Here is a 20,623-nt window from a genome sequence, read left to right as displayed (position 1 = left end):
GATTTGCCACGTTTCTTTCCTCGTACGCTTCCTACGTACCGGAGGTTTATAGTTACGTCTGTCCACCCCGTATTCTTCCGCTACTTTCATCGATACTTCTCCGCTATGTCTTTCAAATAATTATATATTTTTTTCCTTTTACCCGCACGATTTCGCCACTTTCTGCAACCTATAAATACGTAAGGAATATAAGAACGGAAATAATACCTAACCACCGCCCCACATTCCGTAATAAGCCGTAATAATACTTATAGTTAGGTGCATGACTGAAAGGATGGCTAATTACTTGCTCATTAGTTTTCGAATATTCTACTACGCGTTGCACATCGTTTAAGAAATCCCGTAAGGCATTCAGCGTACTTTCATACTCGGCTTTAGATCGCCTGTTTAACGCATGAAACTCACCTTCGTAATTGTTTTAAGAATGCGTACTGCTTGATGAAGTCACGTGTGTGCTCCGAAAATTCCATTACCATTCCGGAAATTTCAGTTTCGTTCGTAATCCTGTAAACATTTTCGGATATATCCCCATAACGTTCCCGATACAAACGTAATTGTTCTTCTGATTCGGTGTCTTTTACGTATTCGATTTCTGGTTGTTTATTACGTTCTTCTGTTAGTAGTTGACCGAGTACTTGTTTATCTTCTTCGGCTTGTTTCAACGCCTTTTTTACTTCACGTAATTCACGGACCGTCATTTCGTCTACTGTCTTGGTTTCGCCGGTTGACGGGATTGTATGTGGTTCCTTTACGAATTCCTGTCGATCAATTTCTCCTGGTAATGATATAATTTCGAATATTTTTCCAGTAGGTAAATGTCGCGACGTCGCGACATTTGACAATTGCTCATAGGCTTGTAAAAACTTCGCTGCTGTCTTACGGTCAAATTCAATCGACTTAAGCCATATAATATATTCCCCATGCACTAGATCATTTTCTTTAACATGCTTTAACCTTCTCCCTATTTCAAAAATAGCGTTACCAGCGATTTGTTTGTAGCTATTTATTTCAGCGGTTATTATATTAATATCGTTCGATAACTCTATTAAATTATTACTCATTAATAACACCTCCTTAATATTTAAAACCTAACAACTTCGCCTACGCTTGTTGGATATCATCATCTATTAGCGGTGTTCTTTTATATAAGTAATTACCGCTGAATATATTAATGATGGAAGGATATTTCGCTAGAAATAGACTTCAAGGTTTTAGCTCTTAATCTTTTTCTAGTTAAAAGATAGTTCTTGTTAAGAGTTAGTTTTTGTTAAGAGTTAGTTCTTGTTAAGAGTTAGTTCTTGTTAGTGTGAACTACAACCATGTGTGGAGGTCACCATATGTGGTTACACATCACATGGACTGATAGATTCCGGTTCATTTCCGAATATTGTTAGCTGACTGATCGGTAGAATCGTATATACCGTATTTTCTCAAGGCTAGATTACCTAACTGACATTTTTCTACTATATATCCCCTATACATTTTGTGACTTTAGTCTTAGAATACAGGTAATGGAAGATATAACCTCTTTCTTATGACTTTTTAAAGGAGGACATAAGATTGAGTGGTACAGTAAGTAAAAATAAAGATACAGGTAAATGGGATTTTGTCTTCGCTATTAAAGATCCAATGACAGGCAAGCGTAAACAGATACGCCGTAGAGGTTTCGCTTCTAAACGAGAAGCAAATGAAGAAATGACGCTCTTAAAGGCTGATTATCTTAACGATGATTTTCTTAAGCTTTCCCATATGTCATACGAAGCATTTATGGAACAGTGGTTTAAAGAAAGGCAAAATCAGCTTCAAAAATGTACCTTTCGAGCAAATTACACGCATTACTTAAATATAATAAAACCTCGTCTCGGACACTTGAGGATTCAAGACATTACAACAATGCATCTACAAAATTACATCAACACGTTAATAGAGGAGAATTATTACTCAAAAGGTACAATAAATTTAGCTTTCAGTTTTATCAGAACCTCTTTGAAAAGAGCTAAAGTACTTAAACTTATAAAAAATAACCCAGCAACCGATGTTGTTTTACCTAGAATAATTAAAACTGAAATGGAAGTATGGACGTTGGATCAGGTAAATTACTTTTTGAGTGGGAATAAGACAATGAAGAACACTACGAGATTTCGTATTAGTTTTTCAATTGCGATATTTACTGGAATGCGTCAAGGTGAGATTTTGGGGCTACGCTGGAAAGATATCGACTTTGAAAACAATAGAATTTTTGTCAGACAAACGTTGTCTGAGCGTGGGGAATTAAAGTATGGAGCGAAGACTAAAACGAGTATACGTACAATTCATATTCCGAAGATTTTAATAGAAGAATTAAAAACACACCGAAAGTTCGTCGAATATGAAAAAGAAAAAGCCGGTGATAAATACACCGGCTTAGACTTAGTTCTCCCCTCGAAATATGGGAAACCTTTAGATTCTCGAAGCATACGAAGATCATTTTACAATGTAACCGAAAAACTCGGCTTACCGAGAATAAGATTCCATGATTTACGACATACTCACGCTACACTATTAATTCAACAAAACGTTAATGTAAAATTAATTTCAGAACGACTTGGTCACGCTGATATAGGTACGACATTAAATACGTACAGTCACGTGTTACCTGATATGCAACGTTCTGTAGCTGAAAAGCTCGACGAAGTATTCGAAAAGTGTGACCGCTAGTGTGACTCGGCCTTAAAATTTCGAAAAAACGAGTGGAAGAATCGACGGTGAACTAAGCTTACTTCACCACAAACCTAGTCTGACTACATCCATCTTTCTGCTTCGTTACTTCTAATACAGCTGGCATTGCGTTTTTCAGCTCTTGTACGTGTGAAATGACACCGATAAATCGGCCTGATTTTTGTAGGTCAATTAAGGCATCTACTGCTTTCGTTAATGATTCTTCATCTAATGAACCGAACCCTTCATCGATGAACATCGTTTCGATGGAAATACCGCCTTCATATGCTTGAATGACATCTGCCATTCCTAGCGCTAGGCAAAGTGATGCGTTAAATTTCTCTCCGCCGGATAATGTTTTTACATCGCGCGTTTGGCCAGTGTATGCATCGTACACATCTAAACCTAATCCACTTTGGCGGTTTCTTTTTTCAACTCGCTCACTTCGTTTTAAATAAAATTGTCCATTTGATAATTTACGTAGTCGTTCGTTTGCGATTTGAACAATTTGTTCTAAATACTCAATTAAGATGTAACGTTCAAATGATATACGACTTTCGTTATCACCTTTCATTACTTCATATAAATCAACTAGTTCTTGGAAGGCTTTTTCTTCCTCGTGAATTTGTTCGTCAATACGTCTAATGTTTTCATGTAAATCAGAAATATATGTTACCGCATTTTGCGCACGTTGACGTTTTTCTTTAATTATATCGAGATTAATTTCTAGATCTTTTATGTGTTCACCTAAAGATGTAATATCCATATACTCTTTATCTTTTAATTCTGAGTTTAACTCTTCAATTTGTTTTGCAAGTACTTCAAGCGATGAATAATAACCTTGAATTTCTTTTTGTAACATCTCCATCTCGGCATCGCTTAATTTGGCTTCTTTATACGTGAATTGATCTGTAAACCCGCTTTGTTCTAGCTCTTTCATAAAGCGTGCGAAAGTCTCTTCTTTCTTTAATTTTGCACTTTCAAATTGATTAGAAGCACCTTTTTGTTCAGCTTGAATACGTATATTTTCATTTTGCCAATGCTGATACGCTTCCTGGACTTTCTTCCATTCGTCCTCCATTAACCTAAGTTCCTGCATAGCTTGATTAAACTGTGCTTTCCAAGCTTGTACTGTTTGTAAGTTTTCTGGAATATTTCGTTTATCATGTTCATATGACGTACGAAGTTGCATACACTCGATTTCTGTACGGTGCTGCATTGTTTCCACTTCTCGTTTTTGTTTCTGAAGTTCTTCTATTTTTTCTTCTACGCTTTTCATGTTCGCAGCAATCTGCTTACGTGTTTCTTCACTTGCTTTTAACGTATTAACGTCTGCTGCTAATTGTTTTCCTTTTTGAACAAGTGCACTATATGTTTCAACTAATTTTTCGGAGTTATAGCCACGCTTCACAACTTCTTCTATCACTTGTTCATATTGTAGTCGATAGAAATTCCATTTCTCCTCTACTTGCACATGGAATTTTTCAGCAATGTTCTTCTTATCTCTTAAATCGTTTAACTCTTTTTCATCGATCGCATTACTTTGCTCTGTAGCTTTTTGAGGATGATTCGTACTACCACATACCGGACAAGATTCACCGTCATGTAAATGACGAGCTAATATACCAGCTTGTTCACTTAACCAGCGGCGCTCCATGTTTTCATATGCACGAACTGCCACTTGCATTTTATTATTTGCCGCTTCTTTTTCTTGCTCGAATTTTTGTTTTTCTTGCCAAACATCATATGCTTGCTTTAAAACTTTTGCATCTTCTCGCATATTCGTTAGTTCTTCCACTTTAGCTACATATTGCTCAAGTGCTTGTTCTAATTGCTGCATTTCATCAGACATTCTCTGTTTTTGGTTTGTATGTTCTTCTAGTTGTTGATCCAACTTTTGCATACTTTCTTTTAATTTCCCTATTTGAATTTCGGCATTTTGTAAATTCAACTTTCTCTCAGCTAATGATGCAATAATCGCTTGTAACTCTTCTAATCTTTGAACAAGTTTTTTAGCCTCTTCTCGTTCAGCTTCTTTATTCTTTACTACTTCATACTTCTCCTGAGCAAGTTCAAAACTATTCATTATCTGTTCTTGTTTGACAATTATCTGTTTTAACAAACTTTCAGCTTTCTGCTCATTTTGCATCGCTTCTTCATACCATTGTTCAAATGGTAATAAGCGCTTTGCTTGTTCCGCACGTTTAAAGAATTTTTCTTTCCTTTCAATTGCTGCACGGTTCTCTTGTAAAGTGTTATATTTCTCATTCTTTTGTTGTAAATCTATAAATTTATCATTTACAGATTTCGCTGCATGAAAACGTGTTTCAGCATCTTTTAATTGCTTCGTTTGAACATCTTGTTCTACTTGTAATTGCTCAACCTCTGCCTTATACACAGCTGTTTCTTGTTCTAATGCTTCTACTACTTGATGCGTATTTACATGTTCTTGTTCCACTAAAGTCTCTAATAATGCTCCATCACGGATTGGTAATTTAAAAACATTGCGGAAGTATAACTCTCGCTCTTTCTGCTTTTCTTGTAAGACGTCTTTCCATTGTTTTCGTTTTTGGTCAAGTAACTCACGCATTAACTTATAACGATCCGTTTTAAAAATACGACGTAAGATCTCTTCTTTGTTTTCCGTCTCAGATGTTAATAGTTTTCGGAATTCCCCTTGGGGTAACATAACAATTTGGCTAAATTGATGTTTACTTAAACCAATTAAATCTTCTACTTTTTTATTTACATCCGTTACATGAAAACGATCAACGGCTGGAACCTTCTCTTCATCAATTACTTCATATAATTCTACTGCATGTCCTGTGATCGTCTTGTTCCCTTGTTTTTTATGTCCAAGTTGTCGTTTTATTTCATAGCGTTTCCCTTTTAACTGAAAGGTTAGTTCAACACTTGTATAAACATTATCATCAGCAAATTGACTTCGAAGCATGCTCGTATCACTACGTTCTTCTCCACTAGCCTCACCATATAACACATAACAAATCGCATCAAAAATCGTTGTTTTTCCAGCTCCTGTATTCCCAGAAATAGCGAAAATACGATGTTCTCCAAGATCTTCAAAATCGATTACTTCTTTCTGTTTATATGGCCCGAATGCTGTCATAATAAGCTGAATCGGTCTCATCCTCGTTCACCTTCCCGTTCTTGCACTGTTTGTAATACATCTATAAATAGGCGTTCTTTCTCTTCTGATAAATCTAACCCTTTCATTTCTTTATAGAAAGCCTTTAAAAGAGATAAATCATCCGTTTTATGTCTTGAAACAGTTACTTCATTTGTATCTGTTAGTTCTCGCCTTTGCATCGCTCTTTCAACGTGCATTGCATTTGGATATACAGATCGTATTTTCTCCATTGGTTGTAAGACGGGGTTTTCGTCTAATAATTTTACAAATACGTAATCTTCACTTACTGGGTGCTGTAATAATTCATCTATTTTCGCTTCTACTGTTCGCATTTTGCGACGTGGTGAAAGTAACCTTTTTTCAATTGCTACTTCACCAGTTTCATTCAGTTCTACAATGTAATAACCTTTTTTATGTTTCTCTTCAGAAATTGAATAGGCAAGTGGTGAACCTGAATATCGAATCGTCTCATTACGTACGAAATGCGCTTGATGTAAATGTCCAAGCGCTGTGTAATGAAACTTATCAAAATAATGACTATTTACATATTCAGCACCACCAATTGAAAGTGGTCGTTCTGCATCACTTGTATTCTCCTCCGCTTCTCCTGAAGAAGTTACAAATGCATGTCCAACAAATACATGTCTAGCTTCTTTATCCATCGTTTCAGAGAGCTCATTCATAAAAATGCGCATCGCATCATCATGAGAACGTACGTCTTCATTTTTTAACACGTGCCTCACTATGCTTGGGTCTGCATACGGTATTAGATGGAAGTGAACCTCTCCATATTCATCATTTAGTACAACAGGTTCATACGGGAATTGAAATTGACCTGCAATATGTAAGCCCTGTTTTTTCATTAAACTACTTCCAAAATGGATACGATCCGGACTATCATGATTACCAGCTACTGCAATAACTGGTGTTTGTAAATCAATAACTATTTTTTGCAGCACATCATTTAATAAGTCTACTGCTTCTGTAGGTGGAATTGCTCGATCATATAAATCCCCTGCAATAATTACAGCATCTGGTTTTTCTTCTTCAACAGCCTGTACAAACTGATCTAATACAATCTTTTGGTCTTCAGTCATATACACGCCATGAACAAGCTTACCTAAATGCCAATCCGCTGTATGAAATAACTTCATATTTTTCTACTCCTTTTAATTTACTGATTTTAGTGAAACGAGTTGATAGTTTATTGTAGTTTTTCCGTTCTCCCACTCTAGCTTCAATATCGTTGCACTTCCAATTCTTTCTTCATTTGATTTATATAAAGGCAATATTTCTTGAACTGTAAATAAGTGATAACCATCCAATATTAATTGAAATATATTTTCTTCAATATGTAATCTTACTTCTTTTTCATTTGAAATAATTTTTGTGTGCATCTCAAATTTCATGATAGATACAACCCCTTTTTATAATCTCTACATTTTAATAGTATAGTGGCTATGCAAGATTGACAAGTACATACACAGCAAAGTACACACTTTTCTATTGTTATATGTTTTATGTATTTTATATAAAATACGGTATGTGAAATTTTATATTTTCCCCAAAATAAAAATGCCTATTATGACATCTTTATTTTTGTATAAAGTCTTTCATTACATAATATAAAACGGTAATTAAAACGATTGCGACGAAAAATGAGAACACTGCGACAATGTACCCATCTTTATTTAATAAAATACAGAATGAAATAGATATTATAAAAATCGGAAATACAAGACGTACTTTATCCTTCACTTCTTCTGTCGTATCTGTATGATGAAAATACTGCGTTATTCCTATCATTAAAAAAGACAAAATAATAACCGACAATAGTAAAGGTCCTGGCATTCCGATTTCTCCTTTCTCTATTTCTAATTCAGTGTAAAATTTTTTATTACAATTGTACGATTTATTTTTTCTTCAAACACACTTTTAGAATTGATAATGAACATTTCACACCTATATAATAGCGCTTTTATCATTATAACTTCAAATAATTACACTTACAGTAATGTTGTAATATTCCCCCTCAGTCTCTGAAATCCTGCAAAGATAACTCGTCAAAATATGCAGTGACCAAATTAATATTTACCGTCAACTTTTGACAAAATTTATAAAGGACATTTCAGTACATATCAAGAATTAAGAATAAGAAGATATGTAAGGGAGGAAGCATTATGACTGAACACGTTTTATTTTCTGTTAGTGAAAACGGCGTTGCGACAATTACTTTAAACCGTCCAAAAGCACTTAATTCTTTATCTTATGACATGTTACAGCCTATCGGACAAAAACTGAAAGAATGGGAACACGATGAGCGTATTGCACTTATCGTGTTAAAAGGAGCTGGCACAAAAGGTTTTTGTGCAGGCGGCGACATTAAAACTCTTTATGAAGCGCGTTCCAATGAAGTGGCATTGCAACATGCAGAACGTTTTTTTGAAGAAGAGTATGAAATTGATACATATATTTATCAATATACAAAACCGATTATTGCTTGTTTAGATGGAATTGTAATGGGTGGTGGTGTCGGTCTTACAAATGGTGCGAAGTATCGCATTGTAACTGAGCGTACGAAATGGGCAATGCCAGAGATGAATATCGGCTTCTTCCCAGACGTCGGAGCTGCATATTTCTTAAATAAAGCGCCTGGATATACAGGACGATTCGTTGCTTTAACAGCATCTATTTTAAAAGCTTCTGACGTATTATTTATTAATGCTGCTGATTACTTTATGACATCTGATTCATTACCAAAGTTTCTTACTGAACTTGAAAGTGTAAATTGGCATAAAGAAGATGATGTACATACTAATTTAAAAGAAGTTATTCGTACATTTGCAACTGCTCCAAACTTAGAAAGCGAGCTTGCTCCTTCAATAGAAGTAATCAATTCACATTTTGCTTTCGATACAATTGAAGAAATCATCCATTCATTGGAGAAAGATGAAAGTTCCTTTGCTCTAAAAACGAAAGAAACACTGTTATCAAAATCCCCTATTTCACTAAAAGTAACATTAAAACAGTTTATTGATGGAAAAGATAAATCCGTTAAAGAATGTTTCGCTACGGACCTTATACTTGCTAAAAATTTCATGAGACATGAAGATTTCTTCGAAGGAGTACGCTCCGTTGTCGTTGATAAAGATCAAAATCCGAATTATAAATATAAACAGTTAAGTGACGTTTCAGAAGAAGATGTGAATCGTTTCTTTAACTTACTTAATGCATAAAATGAAACTGTCATGAGGGGGTGTCTCGTTCATCCCCCACCTAACTTCTTTGCTTCAGCTAAATCTTGTGCGGTGAAAATCTTACTACCCGCAAATAGCAGTATAAAATCGAAGCTATATAGTAGTGTAATTACAGCTACTATATAGCCTTTTTTATTTAATGATTTTTAATAAAATTTAATTTTATTAAATCCAAATATATGCTACACTATTTTTAATCAAATATTCTAAAAATAAAAAAGGAGGAGCGACTATGATTGAAAATTATTTTCTTTTCATCATTATGTCTATTTGTCTTATTATTTTACCTGGTCCTGATACAGCAATGGCTACAAAAAATACATTAGTTGCTGGTAAAGTCGGCGGAGTAAAAACAGTGTTTGGTACATGTGTTGCACTATTAATTCATACTTTAGCTGCTGTAATTGGTCTTTCTGCACTTATTGTAAAGTCAGCTCTTTTATTTTCTATTTTCAAGTACGTTGGGGCTCTATATTTAATTTATATTGGTATTAAAGCACTTTTAGCAGTAAGAAATAAAGAAGGCATTGATACGAACGATATATCTTTGAATAATGAAGATGAACACACCTCTTGCTTTCGACAAGGGTTTCTTACGAATTTATTAAACCCTAAAGTTGCAGTATTCTTTTTAACGTTTTTACCGCAATTTTTAAATCCAAATCATAATACGTTTATCCAACTACTCGTAATGGGCCTTACTTACCTCGTTTTAACAGCCATTTGGTTCGCTTTTTATATATTTTTAATTGATAAAATTAGTGCTTTTATGAAAAAACCGAAGACGCAACGTTATATTCAAGGGTTAACGGGAGTCGTCTTAATTGGTTTTGGTATTAAACTTGCTTTTGAAAAAAGTAATTAACAAGATGAAAACCACCACTATTAATAGTGGTGGTTTTCATTTAATAACTAATTTGACTGTTTATTTTATATTAAAACCAGCGCTCAGTTACAACTTTTTTACGTGTATAGAATTGAACGCCATCTGTACCATTTGTACCTAAATCACCAAAGAATGACGCTTTATTTCCTGCAAATGCGAAGAATGCCATTGGTGCTGGAACGTTTACGTTTACACCGATCATACCAGCATCGATATTATCACGGAACGTTTGTGCATGTTTACCGTTTGACGTATAAATAACTGCACCATTTGCAAATTTAGATTGATTTGTTAGTTTAATACCTTCTTCTAAATCTTTAACTCGTACAATGCTTAATACTGGAGCAAAAATCTCATCTTGCCAAATTTTCATTTCTTGATTCACGCCATCAAAGATTGTCGCACCTACAAAGTAACCTTCTCCAACTTCTTCATTAATTTTACGGCCATCTACTAATAAAGTTGCCCCATCTGCTACACCGCTATTAATGTAGCCTAAAACGCGCTCTTTATGAGATTCACGGATTAATGGTCCAACATAGTTCTCTTCGTTAAAGCCATCGCCTACTTTTAATTTTTTCGTTTCTGCTACTAATACATCAATGAATTCATCAGCAATTTCATCCACTACTGCTACTACTGAGCATGCCATGCAGCGCTCTCCACTACTTGCAAATGCAGATCCAATTACACCTTGTACTGTTTTCTCAAGATTGCAATCTGGCATTACAATCGCATGGTTTTTCGCACCTGCTAACGCTTGTACACGTTTTCCGTGTTTCGTACCAGTTTCATATACGTAACGTGCTACCGGCTCAGAGCCAACGAACGAGACAGCCTGAATATCTTTATTTTCTAAAATGCTATTTACAACATCTTTTCCGCCTTGTACTAAATTTAATACGCCTTTTGGGAATCCTGCTTCATAGAATAATTCTACAAGTCGCTCCGCTAAAAGTGGCGTTCTTTCAGATGTTTTTAATACGAATGTATTACCGCAAGCAATTGCAAGTGGGAACATCCATAACGGAATCATCATCGGGAAGTTAAACGGCGTAATACCAGCAACAACTCCGATTGGGTAGCGCCAAATTGATCCATCAATTCCGCTAGCGATATTCGGAAGTGCTTGACCCATCATTAAATTTGGCGTAGATGTTGCAAGTTCTACCGCTTCAATACCACGCTGTACTTCACCTGTTGCATCCGTTAGCGTTTTACCATTTTCTAGCGTAATGATTTTTGCAAGCTCATCTTTGTTTTCTTGTAATAGCTGTAAATATTTATATAAATTTCTTGAACGATTTGGAACTGGTACTTTAGACCATGTTTCGAATGCTGCTTTTGCCGCTTCAACAGCTTTTTCAACATCTTCTTTTGGAGATAGTGGAACGTAAGCGATAATTTTTCCAGTCGCTGGATTTGGAACTGCTTCTACTTCCGTACCTGTCGATTCAACCCACTCACCGTTAATGTGATTTTTTACTCGTTTAATTTCAGTTGTAATCATTGTATTCTCTCCTTTGTATAATTTATTTTTGATTAGAAATTAATTGCTCGCTAACTTTCTTATATAAAGCAGCCATATCGTTTTCACCATATCCAGCTTGACTCGCTTCGTCATATACGTTTAATAACATTTCGCTTACCGGTAAATGGAGTTCGCTTTCCTTAGCTAAGTCAACTGCAAATCCTAAATCTTTCTTCAATAAGTTCACAGTAAATCCTGGCTCATAGTTTTCAGGTGCTATAAAACTTTTATAATTACGTTCATAAATTCTACTTTGACCGTAACTTACATTTAAAATATCAAACATTTTATCTAAATCCATATTGTTCTTTTTCGCTAATGTTAAAGCTTCACTCACACCAGCTGTATAAAAACCAATTAATAAGTTATTAATTAACTTAACAGTTGTACCACTATCAATCTGCTCACTAACGTGGAAAATGTTCGCGCCTAGTACGCCCATGATAGATTCCGTTTTCTCATATACCTCTTTTGATCCACCAACCATAAACGTTAATGTACGGTTTTCGGCTCCGATTACACCACCGCTCACAGGTGCTGCTAAAAAGTCTACTTTCTTTTCCTTTGCAGCTTCCTCTAACTGTTTGTTTAACTGCGGCGATACCGTACTTGTATCAATGAAAACTACATTCGAGTGACCATTTTCAAATAATCCTTCAGCTCCAAAATATACCGCTTCAACAGCGCGAGGTGAAGGTAAACTTGTAAAAACTACATCACATGTTTCTGCTAGTTTTGAGATTGATAGACCGATAATTCCGCCTTCTTTTTCAAAGGACGCTTCCGCCTCTTTATTTAAGTCCACGCCATATACTGTGTAACCTGATTTAACTAGATTTTTTGACATTGGAAGGCCCATGTTACCTAAACCGATAAAACCAATCTTTTTCATATCGCTTTCCTCCTATTTACACAATATATTTCCCGCGATTTATAATAGCTTTCGCAATTTCTCTCTTCTTCGTAAATACGTTCGTGTATAAAGGCACTAATAATTGACGGATTTCAGCTAAAATCACATGTCTATCTTGTTCTTCTGTAACAGCCGCTGAAAGTACAGAGATCGCCGCTTCTTCTACTTTACGGTATCCTTCTTCACAAATAACATCCGTTATTAGTTGCTTCGTACGTTCTTTTTCCTCTCCATTTTTACGTACCGCTTTTCTCGTACGTAAAAACGCTGATTCCATGACGTACACGTCCGTCAACATATTTGAAATTACACGTGAATATTCTTGTTCTTGGTCAATTTTTAGGCCTGGAGTTTTAGAGAGCGTTTTCAAAGATTGTTTCAACAATTTTTTCGCTAATAAAATGTAACGATGGTTTCTTTCTACATTTGCTACATTACTTTCTACTTCAGTGTCTTCTAATTGTTCGATTTGTTTCATTAACATTTTAGCAACTGTTAATCTATTAATTTCGTTCGTTCCTTCAAAAATACGACTAATTCTTGCATCACGATATAATCGTTCTACCTCATACTCTTGCATATAACCGTAACCACCATGAATTTGTACAGCTTCATCTACGATATAAGCAAGTGTTTCAGAAGCATTTACTTTATTCAGTGCACATTCAATTGCAAATTGGGACATTTTCTTCATAAGATCTTCATCGCTCTCATGAATTGCTTCATCGATTACACCTGCTGTACGATAAGCTGCACTTTCGGCTCCATATGTAGCAATGATCATATTTGCAATTTTCTCTTGAATCATCGTAAAGTCTACTAATTCCGTTTGGAACTGTTTTCGCTCTTTTCCATATTGAACCGACAAACCAATTGCTTGTTTTGCTGTTCCAATATTTCCAAAAGCAAGTTTAAGTCTAGCAAAGTTAAGAATATTAAGGGCTACGTGATGCCCTTTCCCAACTTCCCCTAAAACATTATCAGCAGGGATGACAACATCTTCTAAAATAAGAGTCGCTGTTGAAGAACCTTTAATCCCCATTTTCTTTTCTTCTAATCCAATAGATACACCTTCACATGTTCTTTCGACAATAAACGCTGTCATTCCTTTATTTGTCTTCGCAAAAACAACGTATACATCTGCCATATGAGCATTTGTAATCCATTGCTTCTCACCATTTAACTTCCAAGCTGTTCCCTCTTCATTCAATACGGCGCTTGTTTTTGCACTTAATGCATCCGAACCAGCATTTGGCTCTGTTAAAGCATAAGCCCCAATCCATTCTCCCGATGCGATTTTCGGTAAATATTTTTCTTTTTGCTCTTTCGTTCCATAATATATGTAAGGCAATGTACCGACACCAGCGTGTATATTAAAAGAAACGCTAAACGCACCAGCGTAACCCATTTTCTCTGCTACAAGACCTGAGACAGCCTTTCCTAACTCGAACCCGCCATAATCTTCTGGTACCTCAATGCCTAATAATCCAAGTTCCCCAGCTTTCTCAAATAATTGACGAGAAACTTTATAGTTATGTTGTTCAATATTCTCCATTTGTGGAACAATTTCTTGTTTAACGAATTGTTCTGTCGTTTTTGCGATTAAATCTTCATCACCTGAAAAATCTTCTGGTGTAAAGTAAGTATGATTTATATCTTTATTAAGTGAAAAAAATTCATCCCATGGTAACTTCGTTTTCTCCATATGTATCCCCCTATCATTCGGCTTTCATAGCTTTTTGCTTATGCTCGTCTACGATGAGTGGAATATCTTTTTTGAAAATAGAAGGCGATGATTTTTCACATCAAGCATTTTATTTTGCCAAAGATGTATTTTCATCGCCTTCGCTGCTTTATCTATTGATCTTCTGATAATACTGTTTTTGCAATACCAGTATCTAACTCTTCAAAGTCATGATATGAAATTGTTTCGTATAATTCACTTCTCGTTTGCATATTAGAAAGTGCATCTTTTTGAGAACCTGTTTCTTTAATTAAAGCAAACACATTTTCATACGCTTTCGCTGCAACGCGAAGTGAAGTTACAGGATAAATAACCATTTGGAAACCCATATTCGCAAATTCCTCTGCACTATAATATGGAGTTTTTCCGAATTCAGTCATATTCGCAAGCAAAGGTGCATTTACCTTACTATTAAATAGACGGAATTCTTCCTCTGATTGAAGCGCTTCAGGGAAAATTGCGTCTGCACCTGCTTTTACATATGCATTTGCTCTTTCAATTGCTTCATCTAATCCTTCAACGCCACGAGCATCAGTACGTGCTACAATGTATAAGCTCGGTGCAACTTCTTTAATCGCTTTAATTTTTTGAACCAATTCTTCTGTAGTAACAAGTTTCTTACCATTTAAATGTCCACATTTTTTTGGTAATTGCTGATCTTCAATTTGGACAGCTGCTACTTTCGCTTCCACCATTTCTACAGCTGTTCTCGCCACATTTAGTACACCACCAAATCCTGTATCAATGTCAACAAGAACAGGTAAGTCTGTAGCTCTTACTAAATCTCTTGCTCTCTCAGCCACTTCAGTAGACGTCACGATACCTAAATCTGGTAAGCCTTTACTTGCAGTATAAGCAGCTCCTGATAAATAAAGAGCTGAAAAACCTGTATTTTTCGCAACAAGAGCTGCCATTGCATCATGAGCACCTGGAATTTGCAAAATTTCATTTGCTTCTACTAAAGCTCGGAATCGATTCGCAAGCTCCTCTTGTGTTGACTGCTTTTTCACAACCCAAGCCATTCTAAATTCCCCCCTATTATTAAATTAAGAATAGATCTACAAATTCGTTTACATTCATATTTTCTAGTTTTTCTTCATTTAAACAAACTTCATGAATTTGTTCTTGTTGCTTACTAGAATAATGACCTGCCATATTTGCAGTGAATTTTTGAACAACTTTTGGAATTGCTTCGTCTCTACGGAAGCGGTGACCAAGTGGATATTCACATTCCACATTTTCTGTTACTGTGCCATCTTTAAAGTGAACTTGAACAGCGTTGGCGATTGAGCGCTTGTTCGGGTCAAGGTAATCTAAACTGTACTGTTTGTTTTCAACAACAACCATCTTATTACGTAATTCATCTACACGTGGATCGTTTGCTACTGCATCTTCATAATCGTCTGCAACGATATCTCCTTTTAATAAACCAATTGCCGTAATGTATTGTAAACAATGATCACGATCAGCTGGGTTATTTAATGGACCTTCTTTATCAATAATACGAATTGCTGATTCATGAGTTGTAATTGTAATACGGTCAATTTCATCTAATCTCTCTTTAATTTCCGAATGCAACTTCACTGCACATTCTGCAGCCGTTTGTGCATGGAATTCTGCTGGATATGACACTTTAAATAATACATTTTCCATTACATATGACTCTAGTGGTCTTGCTAATTTTAATTCTTGTTTATTGAATAATACATCTTGGAATCCCCATCCTGGCGCAGATAATGCTGTTGGATAACCCATTTCACCTTTTAGAGCAGTCATTGCAAGATGAACACCGCGGCTCGTTGCGTCGCCTGCAGCCCATGATTTACGTGAGCCCGTATTTGGAGCATGACGATATGTACGAAGACTAGAATTATCAATCCACGCATGTGATAATGCATTAAAGATTTCTTCACGTGTTCCGCCAAGCATTTTCGCAACTACTGCAGTTGTTGCTACTTTTACATATAATACATGGTCAAGACCAACTCTGTTTAAGCTGTTTTCTAAAGCAAGCACGCCTTGAATTTCATGTGCTTTAATCATCATTTCTAATACTTCACGTACTTTTAAAGCTTCTTTTCCTTCTGAAATACGAACACGGCTAATATAATCTGCAACTGCTAAAATTCCGCCTAGGTTATCAGATGGATGTCCCCACTCTGCTGCAAGCCAAGTATCGTTATAGTCTAACCAACGGATCATACATCCGATATTAAATGCACCTTTTACTGGATCTAGTACATAAGACGTACCTGGTACACGTGTACCATTTGGCACGATTGTTCCTGGCACAACTGGTCCTAGTAATTTCGTACATTCTGGATATTGCAGTGCTAAAATTCCACATCCAAGTGTATCAAGTAATACGTAACGAGCTGTACTGAATGCTTCTGCACTAGTAACCTCTTTATTTAATACATAATCGGTAATCTCTTCTAATAATGCATCTTTTTGCTTAATTTCATTTGTTTTAATCATGCTATTCTTCCCTTTCTGTCGAAAATTCGTTATTATTAATGATGGGTGTCGGTCAAACACCCATCTGGCGGGCGGCGCTAACAACTCCCCAGTTGTTCTTATTTACTAAGTACATGTCGCTCGCCAATATAATTTACACGAGGACGGAACAAACGATTATTTGCATGTTGCTCAATAACGTGCGCACATAACCCCACTGTTCTAGAGCTAAAGAAGATTGGTGTGTAAAGTTGAATTGGAATACCTAACATCCAATATACTGGAGCTGCATAATAATCAAGATTTGGATAAATTCCTTTTTCTTTTTCCATAATCTTTTCTCCAGCTTCACACATTTCATATAGTGTATAATCACCTTTTACATCACATAACTGTTTTAAAGCTTCCTTCATCATAAGTGCTCTTGGATCCATCTTCTTCATATAAACACGGTGTCCAAAGCCCATAATTTTTTCTTTGTTATATAGTTTCTTCTGTAATAACTCTTCAAATTTCTCAACATTACCAGCTTCTAAAAGCATGTACATAACCGCTTCATTTGCACCGCCATGTAAACTTCCTTTTAAAGATGCAACTGCACCTGTTAAAGCACCGTATAAATCTGATTGTGTTGATGCAATAACGCGAGCTGTAAATGTAGAGTTTGGCATTTCATGCTCACTATATAAAACAAGGGAACGATCAAAGATCTTTTCCTCAAGTTCAGTTGGTTTTTTACCAGTTAACATATAGAAGAAATTCGCACTATAAGATAATTCTTTAAGAGGTTCAATTGGCTCCTCATTATTTAAAATATGATAGCTATTCGCTACAATGTTTGGCACTTTACTTAACAGCTTGTACCCTCGGCTTTTATTCACTTCTAACGAGCGGTTTTCGATATCATTATCGTAACCAGCTAACGCTGACACACCTGTACGTAATCCATCCATGGGATGCGTCTCTTTAGGCAATGCCTTTAGTACGTTGAATACACCTTCTGGTACTGCATATTCTTCTTTTAATTTCTTTTCAAGTGTTACTTTTTCATCTTCATTCGGTAGGTGTTCCTCCAATAAAAGGTGCACAATGTCTAAATACTCTTTTGTTTTTGAGAGTTCGATTAAGTCATACCCTTGAATTACAATTTCACCTTTTACTGTGTCAAGAAACGAGATTTTCGTCTCCGCTGCCACTATACCATCTAATCCCGGGGAAAATTTCTCTTCAGCTTTCATCATTATTTCCTCCAATCCTAATAGATCTTCGTGCACATAACTGTAAGCCTTTATAATATTGTGAAACTACATTTCTATTTCAATGTATCAGAGTTTTTAGAAGATTTCAATTTATTTTATAATGATAAGTTTCCTACACTTTTCTTACTGTAACAATACAATTTTTTGAAAATAATTCTTATATTTTATAAAGAAAGGATAGACTTCTTTGCGTATTTTCAAAAACAAGATATAAAGATTTTTCATATAACACCGCCAAATATACAATTATTCTAATTTTATTTGAGAAATAGAAAAAACGAGCTGTACATAAATACAGCTCGTTACTATATGATATTTATTTCACTATCTCTTAAATATAATTTTTATATAAAACTTATTCATTTTTAATAAAGTTATTATTTTACATAATTAAATTGAATTTCTTCCATTTCCTCATGATAACTTACAAATAAATCATAGTTTTGAAAATACCAAAGATCATCAGAATCTACAAAAAATATAATACCTTCCTTCTCAACTGACACTATTTCGCCATCGGGTTTCTCAGCAACAACCCCTAAAGAATATCCGGGCTGAATTGAACTATCCCCTCCGTACCTTACAGTAAAACGTACAGATTCACCGTGCTTTATACGTAATTCTTCCTGGAACCATTGCAGAGCTTTACGATCAATTGAAATTCTCATCTTTATTCCTCCAGTTTACGCAAACTCTTTTTTTCCTAATCGTTGTTTTACAAAGAAGACGAAAATAATTAAGGCTATCAATGCTGAAATTGCACTCCCTGAAAATAAAATACGATAACCAAACATTTGTGAAACAACTCCAAGTAAAATAGCACCTAACCCGATTCCTAAATCAAACGCTGTAAAAAATGAAGCATTTGCAACTCCTCTTTTACTCGGATCGACAATTGTAAGCATTGCCGCTTGCAAAGCTGGCTGCGCTGAACCAAATCCAATACCGTATAATGTTGCTGCGATAATTACACCTATCAAACCATTTGAGATAGTTAAAACAACTATAGCTAAAATAGTAATACATAATGCTGGAAGTATGATGAATACTTCTCCATACTTATCTAATAGTTTCCCTGAAATTGGTCTTACAATTGTTAATGCAATTGCATATACAAGAAAGAAAGTTCCCGGGTTTACATGAATTGATGATGCAAATAACGGTAAAAAGGTTGTTATTCCTCCATATGCAAACGATAAAAAGAATACTACAATCGTGATTGTTAATACGGATTTCTCAAATAGCTGAATTTTCCCTTTTTCTTTTTGTGGCGTAAATGGGATCTTCGTTATTAATGATAATACAACTGCCATAAAAGATAACAACGTCGCTAATAAAAATAGACCATCAAATGAATAATTTTGCACAACCCATAATCCAATCATAGGTCCAATCGCCATTGCAATTGTCATCGCCATCCCATACCAACCCATACCTTCACCGCGGCGTGAATCTGGAATAATATCCGTTATTGCTGTTCCAACAGCTGTTGTAGAAACAGCCCATGTTACTCCGTGAATAACACGTAAAACAACTAAAAGGACAATAGTCGATGCTATATTATAGGAGTACATCGTTAAGCCAAAAAAGATGAGTCCGAAAATAATAAAGGATCTTCTACCATATTGATCTAACATTCCTCCAATAATCGGTCGTATTACAACAGCAGCTATTGTAAACATCCCCATCATAAGTCCAACTTGCGATTCATTGCCGCCTATCTCTTTAATAAAGAGCGGGAGCGTTGGAACAAGTAAATAAAATCCTGTAAATAAAAATAACATTGCGAAAGTCATTTGAATAAATGATTTCGTCCATAATCGTTCCATAAAAATACCTCCATACACTCGTAAAATATTACGATTAACACCCTCATTGTATATTTTTTTTATCTCTTTTCCCTCCTCAAATAGACGTATCTTTTCATATTAAATAGTCCACCATCAGCTTACATTAGTCTTAAGACTTTGTACGCATATTTTAAACGAAAGTCCTATATATGTACCTTTATACGTGTGAAAAGAATATACTAATTTATTAACACAACTTAGGAGTGAATATTTTATGTGGGTATTATTAAGAGTAACTGCCGTAGTTCCTTCGACTCCTGGGATACATGTTCCTGCAGTTCATACAGCTAGCTCCGATGTAGGAATTGAACTTCCCGCAACTTGGCAGCAATATCAAATTCCCGGTCAAGTTACCCCATCATTTTGGCATCATGGTACACACCCCAGTAGTACTCCCATTCATAGCCATAGTTATCCTCCACTACCTCCGACTCAAGTCTTTTATCATTTCCCTTCAATTTTTTTTCAAAATTTTCATGGTACGTTTAACATTTAATAGCTTTCACTGTATTACCCCTACATTTTAATAAGGCGAACCTTTAATCCAGTTTTAACATAACAAAGTCGAATTCCTTAAATAAGAAATTCGACTTTTTAATTGTTTTTCAAACTAAAGTAACCGTTAAAGAAAGACATTTATTAAAGATTTGAATATAATTTTTACTTATTTAATACTTTATATGATTCATCATAGTTAGTCCCTTTGCAGGATAACCAACACATACCATCATTTGCAAGTAGACTTTTCTCTCTTTACGTTAATTCACTCTTTTTCTTCTATCCAGCCCTTAACATTACATTTTCTGTAGCAAAATGAAAAAAGCACTTAAGATTGTAAATTTCCACAAATCTTAAGTGCTTTTTGAAAACTTTTCTATAAA

General features: G+C 35.3%; 17 protein-coding genes. 4 read left to right on the top strand and 13 right to left on the bottom strand.

All coding sequences use genetic code 11. From position 1 onward, the window contains the following. Positions 1-401: 401 nt before the first annotated feature. The gene (locus AC0OM3_RS24145; RefSeq protein WP_474213138.1) at positions 402-1,061 is read right to left on the bottom strand and encodes a DUF3102 domain-containing protein; all 660 of its coding nucleotides are present in this window, start codon (positions 1,059-1,061) and stop codon (positions 402-404) included. A 499-nt stretch (positions 1,062-1,560) separates the two neighbouring features. Between AC0OM3_RS24145 and AC0OM3_RS24140 the strand changes: the two genes are divergently transcribed. Next, positions 1,561-2,697: a site-specific integrase gene (locus AC0OM3_RS24140; protein ID WP_474213137.1), complete on the top strand. Its 1,137-nt coding sequence runs from the start codon at positions 1,561-1,563 to the stop codon at positions 2,695-2,697. Positions 2,698-2,755: 58 nt separating this feature from the next. Here AC0OM3_RS24140 and AC0OM3_RS24135 read toward each other — a convergent pair whose 3' ends face one another. From AC0OM3_RS24135 to AC0OM3_RS24120, 4 genes are all read right to left on the bottom strand, one after another. Beyond that, a complete protein-coding gene (locus tag AC0OM3_RS24135) occupies positions 2,756-5,845 on the bottom strand; it encodes an AAA family ATPase (RefSeq protein ID WP_001247455.1) in 3,090 nt (1,029 codons plus the stop codon). Beyond that, positions 5,842-6,999 carry an exonuclease SbcCD subunit D gene (locus AC0OM3_RS24130; RefSeq protein WP_000765150.1) on the bottom strand — a complete coding sequence of 386 codons (1,158 nt, stop codon included), beginning with the start codon at positions 6,997-6,999 and terminating at the stop codon, positions 5,842-5,844. Before AC0OM3_RS24130 ends, AC0OM3_RS24135 begins: the two co-directional genes overlap by 4 nt. Positions 7,000-7,014: 15 nt before the next feature. Continuing rightward, positions 7,015-7,254: a DUF2584 family protein gene (locus tag AC0OM3_RS24125; protein ID WP_000667346.1), complete on the bottom strand. Its 240-nt coding sequence runs from the start codon at positions 7,252-7,254 to the stop codon at positions 7,015-7,017. A 184-nt stretch (positions 7,255-7,438) separates the two neighbouring features. Next, positions 7,439-7,696: a hypothetical protein gene (locus tag AC0OM3_RS24120; RefSeq protein WP_001119404.1), complete on the bottom strand. Its 258-nt coding sequence runs from the start codon at positions 7,694-7,696 to the stop codon at positions 7,439-7,441. 329 nt (positions 7,697-8,025) lie between these two features. Between AC0OM3_RS24120 and AC0OM3_RS24115 the strand changes: the two genes are divergently transcribed. Continuing rightward, a complete protein-coding gene (locus AC0OM3_RS24115) occupies positions 8,026-9,081 on the top strand; it encodes an enoyl-CoA hydratase/isomerase family protein (protein ID WP_000134923.1) in 1,056 nt (351 codons plus the stop codon). Positions 9,082-9,334: 253 nt separating this feature from the next. Beyond that, positions 9,335-9,967 (top strand): LysE family translocator, encoded by a 633-nt coding sequence (locus tag AC0OM3_RS24110; RefSeq protein ID WP_000572334.1) that lies wholly within the window; start codon positions 9,335-9,337, stop codon positions 9,965-9,967. 70 nt (positions 9,968-10,037) lie between these two features. On the opposite strand, the gene AC0OM3_RS24105 is transcribed toward AC0OM3_RS24110, so the two are convergent. The 8 genes from AC0OM3_RS24105 to AC0OM3_RS24070 all read right to left on the bottom strand — a co-directional run bounded on the left by AC0OM3_RS24105 (position 10,038) and on the right by AC0OM3_RS24070 (position 19,721). Next, on the bottom strand, positions 10,038-11,498 hold the full coding sequence (locus tag AC0OM3_RS24105) for a CoA-acylating methylmalonate-semialdehyde dehydrogenase (RefSeq protein WP_000633347.1): 1,461 nt from the start codon (positions 11,496-11,498) through the stop codon (positions 10,038-10,040). A gap of 22 nt (positions 11,499-11,520) precedes the next feature. Next, on the bottom strand, positions 11,521-12,411 hold the full coding sequence (locus AC0OM3_RS24100; RefSeq protein ID WP_000719411.1) for an NAD(P)-dependent oxidoreductase: 891 nt from the start codon (positions 12,409-12,411) through the stop codon (positions 11,521-11,523). Between the two features lie 16 nt (positions 12,412-12,427). Next, positions 12,428-14,137: an acyl-CoA dehydrogenase family protein gene (locus AC0OM3_RS24095; protein ID WP_000415987.1), complete on the bottom strand. Its 1,710-nt coding sequence runs from the start codon at positions 14,135-14,137 to the stop codon at positions 12,428-12,430. Between the two features lie 152 nt (positions 14,138-14,289). Then, a complete protein-coding gene (gene prpB, locus AC0OM3_RS24090) occupies positions 14,290-15,198 on the bottom strand; it encodes a methylisocitrate lyase (protein ID WP_000312639.1) in 909 nt (302 codons plus the stop codon). Positions 15,199-15,217: 19 nt separating this feature from the next. After that, positions 15,218-16,654 (bottom strand): 2-methylcitrate dehydratase, encoded by a 1,437-nt coding sequence (gene prpD, locus AC0OM3_RS24085; RefSeq protein ID WP_474213136.1) that lies wholly within the window; start codon positions 16,652-16,654, stop codon positions 15,218-15,220. A 98-nt stretch (positions 16,655-16,752) separates the two neighbouring features. Further along, positions 16,753-17,874 (bottom strand): citrate synthase, encoded by a 1,122-nt coding sequence (mmgD, locus tag AC0OM3_RS24080; RefSeq protein WP_002041090.1) that lies wholly within the window; start codon positions 17,872-17,874, stop codon positions 16,753-16,755. A gap of 395 nt (positions 17,875-18,269) precedes the next feature. Then, on the bottom strand, positions 18,270-18,560 hold the full coding sequence (locus AC0OM3_RS24075; RefSeq protein WP_001222842.1) for a HesB/YadR/YfhF family protein: 291 nt from the start codon (positions 18,558-18,560) through the stop codon (positions 18,270-18,272). 15 nt (positions 18,561-18,575) lie between these two features. Then, a complete protein-coding gene (locus tag AC0OM3_RS24070; protein ID WP_000440667.1) occupies positions 18,576-19,721 on the bottom strand; it encodes an MFS transporter in 1,146 nt (381 codons plus the stop codon). A 235-nt stretch (positions 19,722-19,956) separates the two neighbouring features. Here AC0OM3_RS24070 and AC0OM3_RS24065 point away from each other — a divergent pair, with 235 nt between their 5' ends. Next, positions 19,957-20,238, top strand: coding sequence for a hypothetical protein (locus AC0OM3_RS24065; RefSeq protein WP_000270088.1), 282 nt, complete (start codon positions 19,957-19,959; stop codon positions 20,236-20,238). Positions 20,239-20,623 lie beyond the last annotated feature (385 nt).

Source organism: Bacillus sp. FAU20 (assembly GCF_056033865.1).
This window is presented reverse-complemented; position numbering and strand designations above follow the sequence as displayed.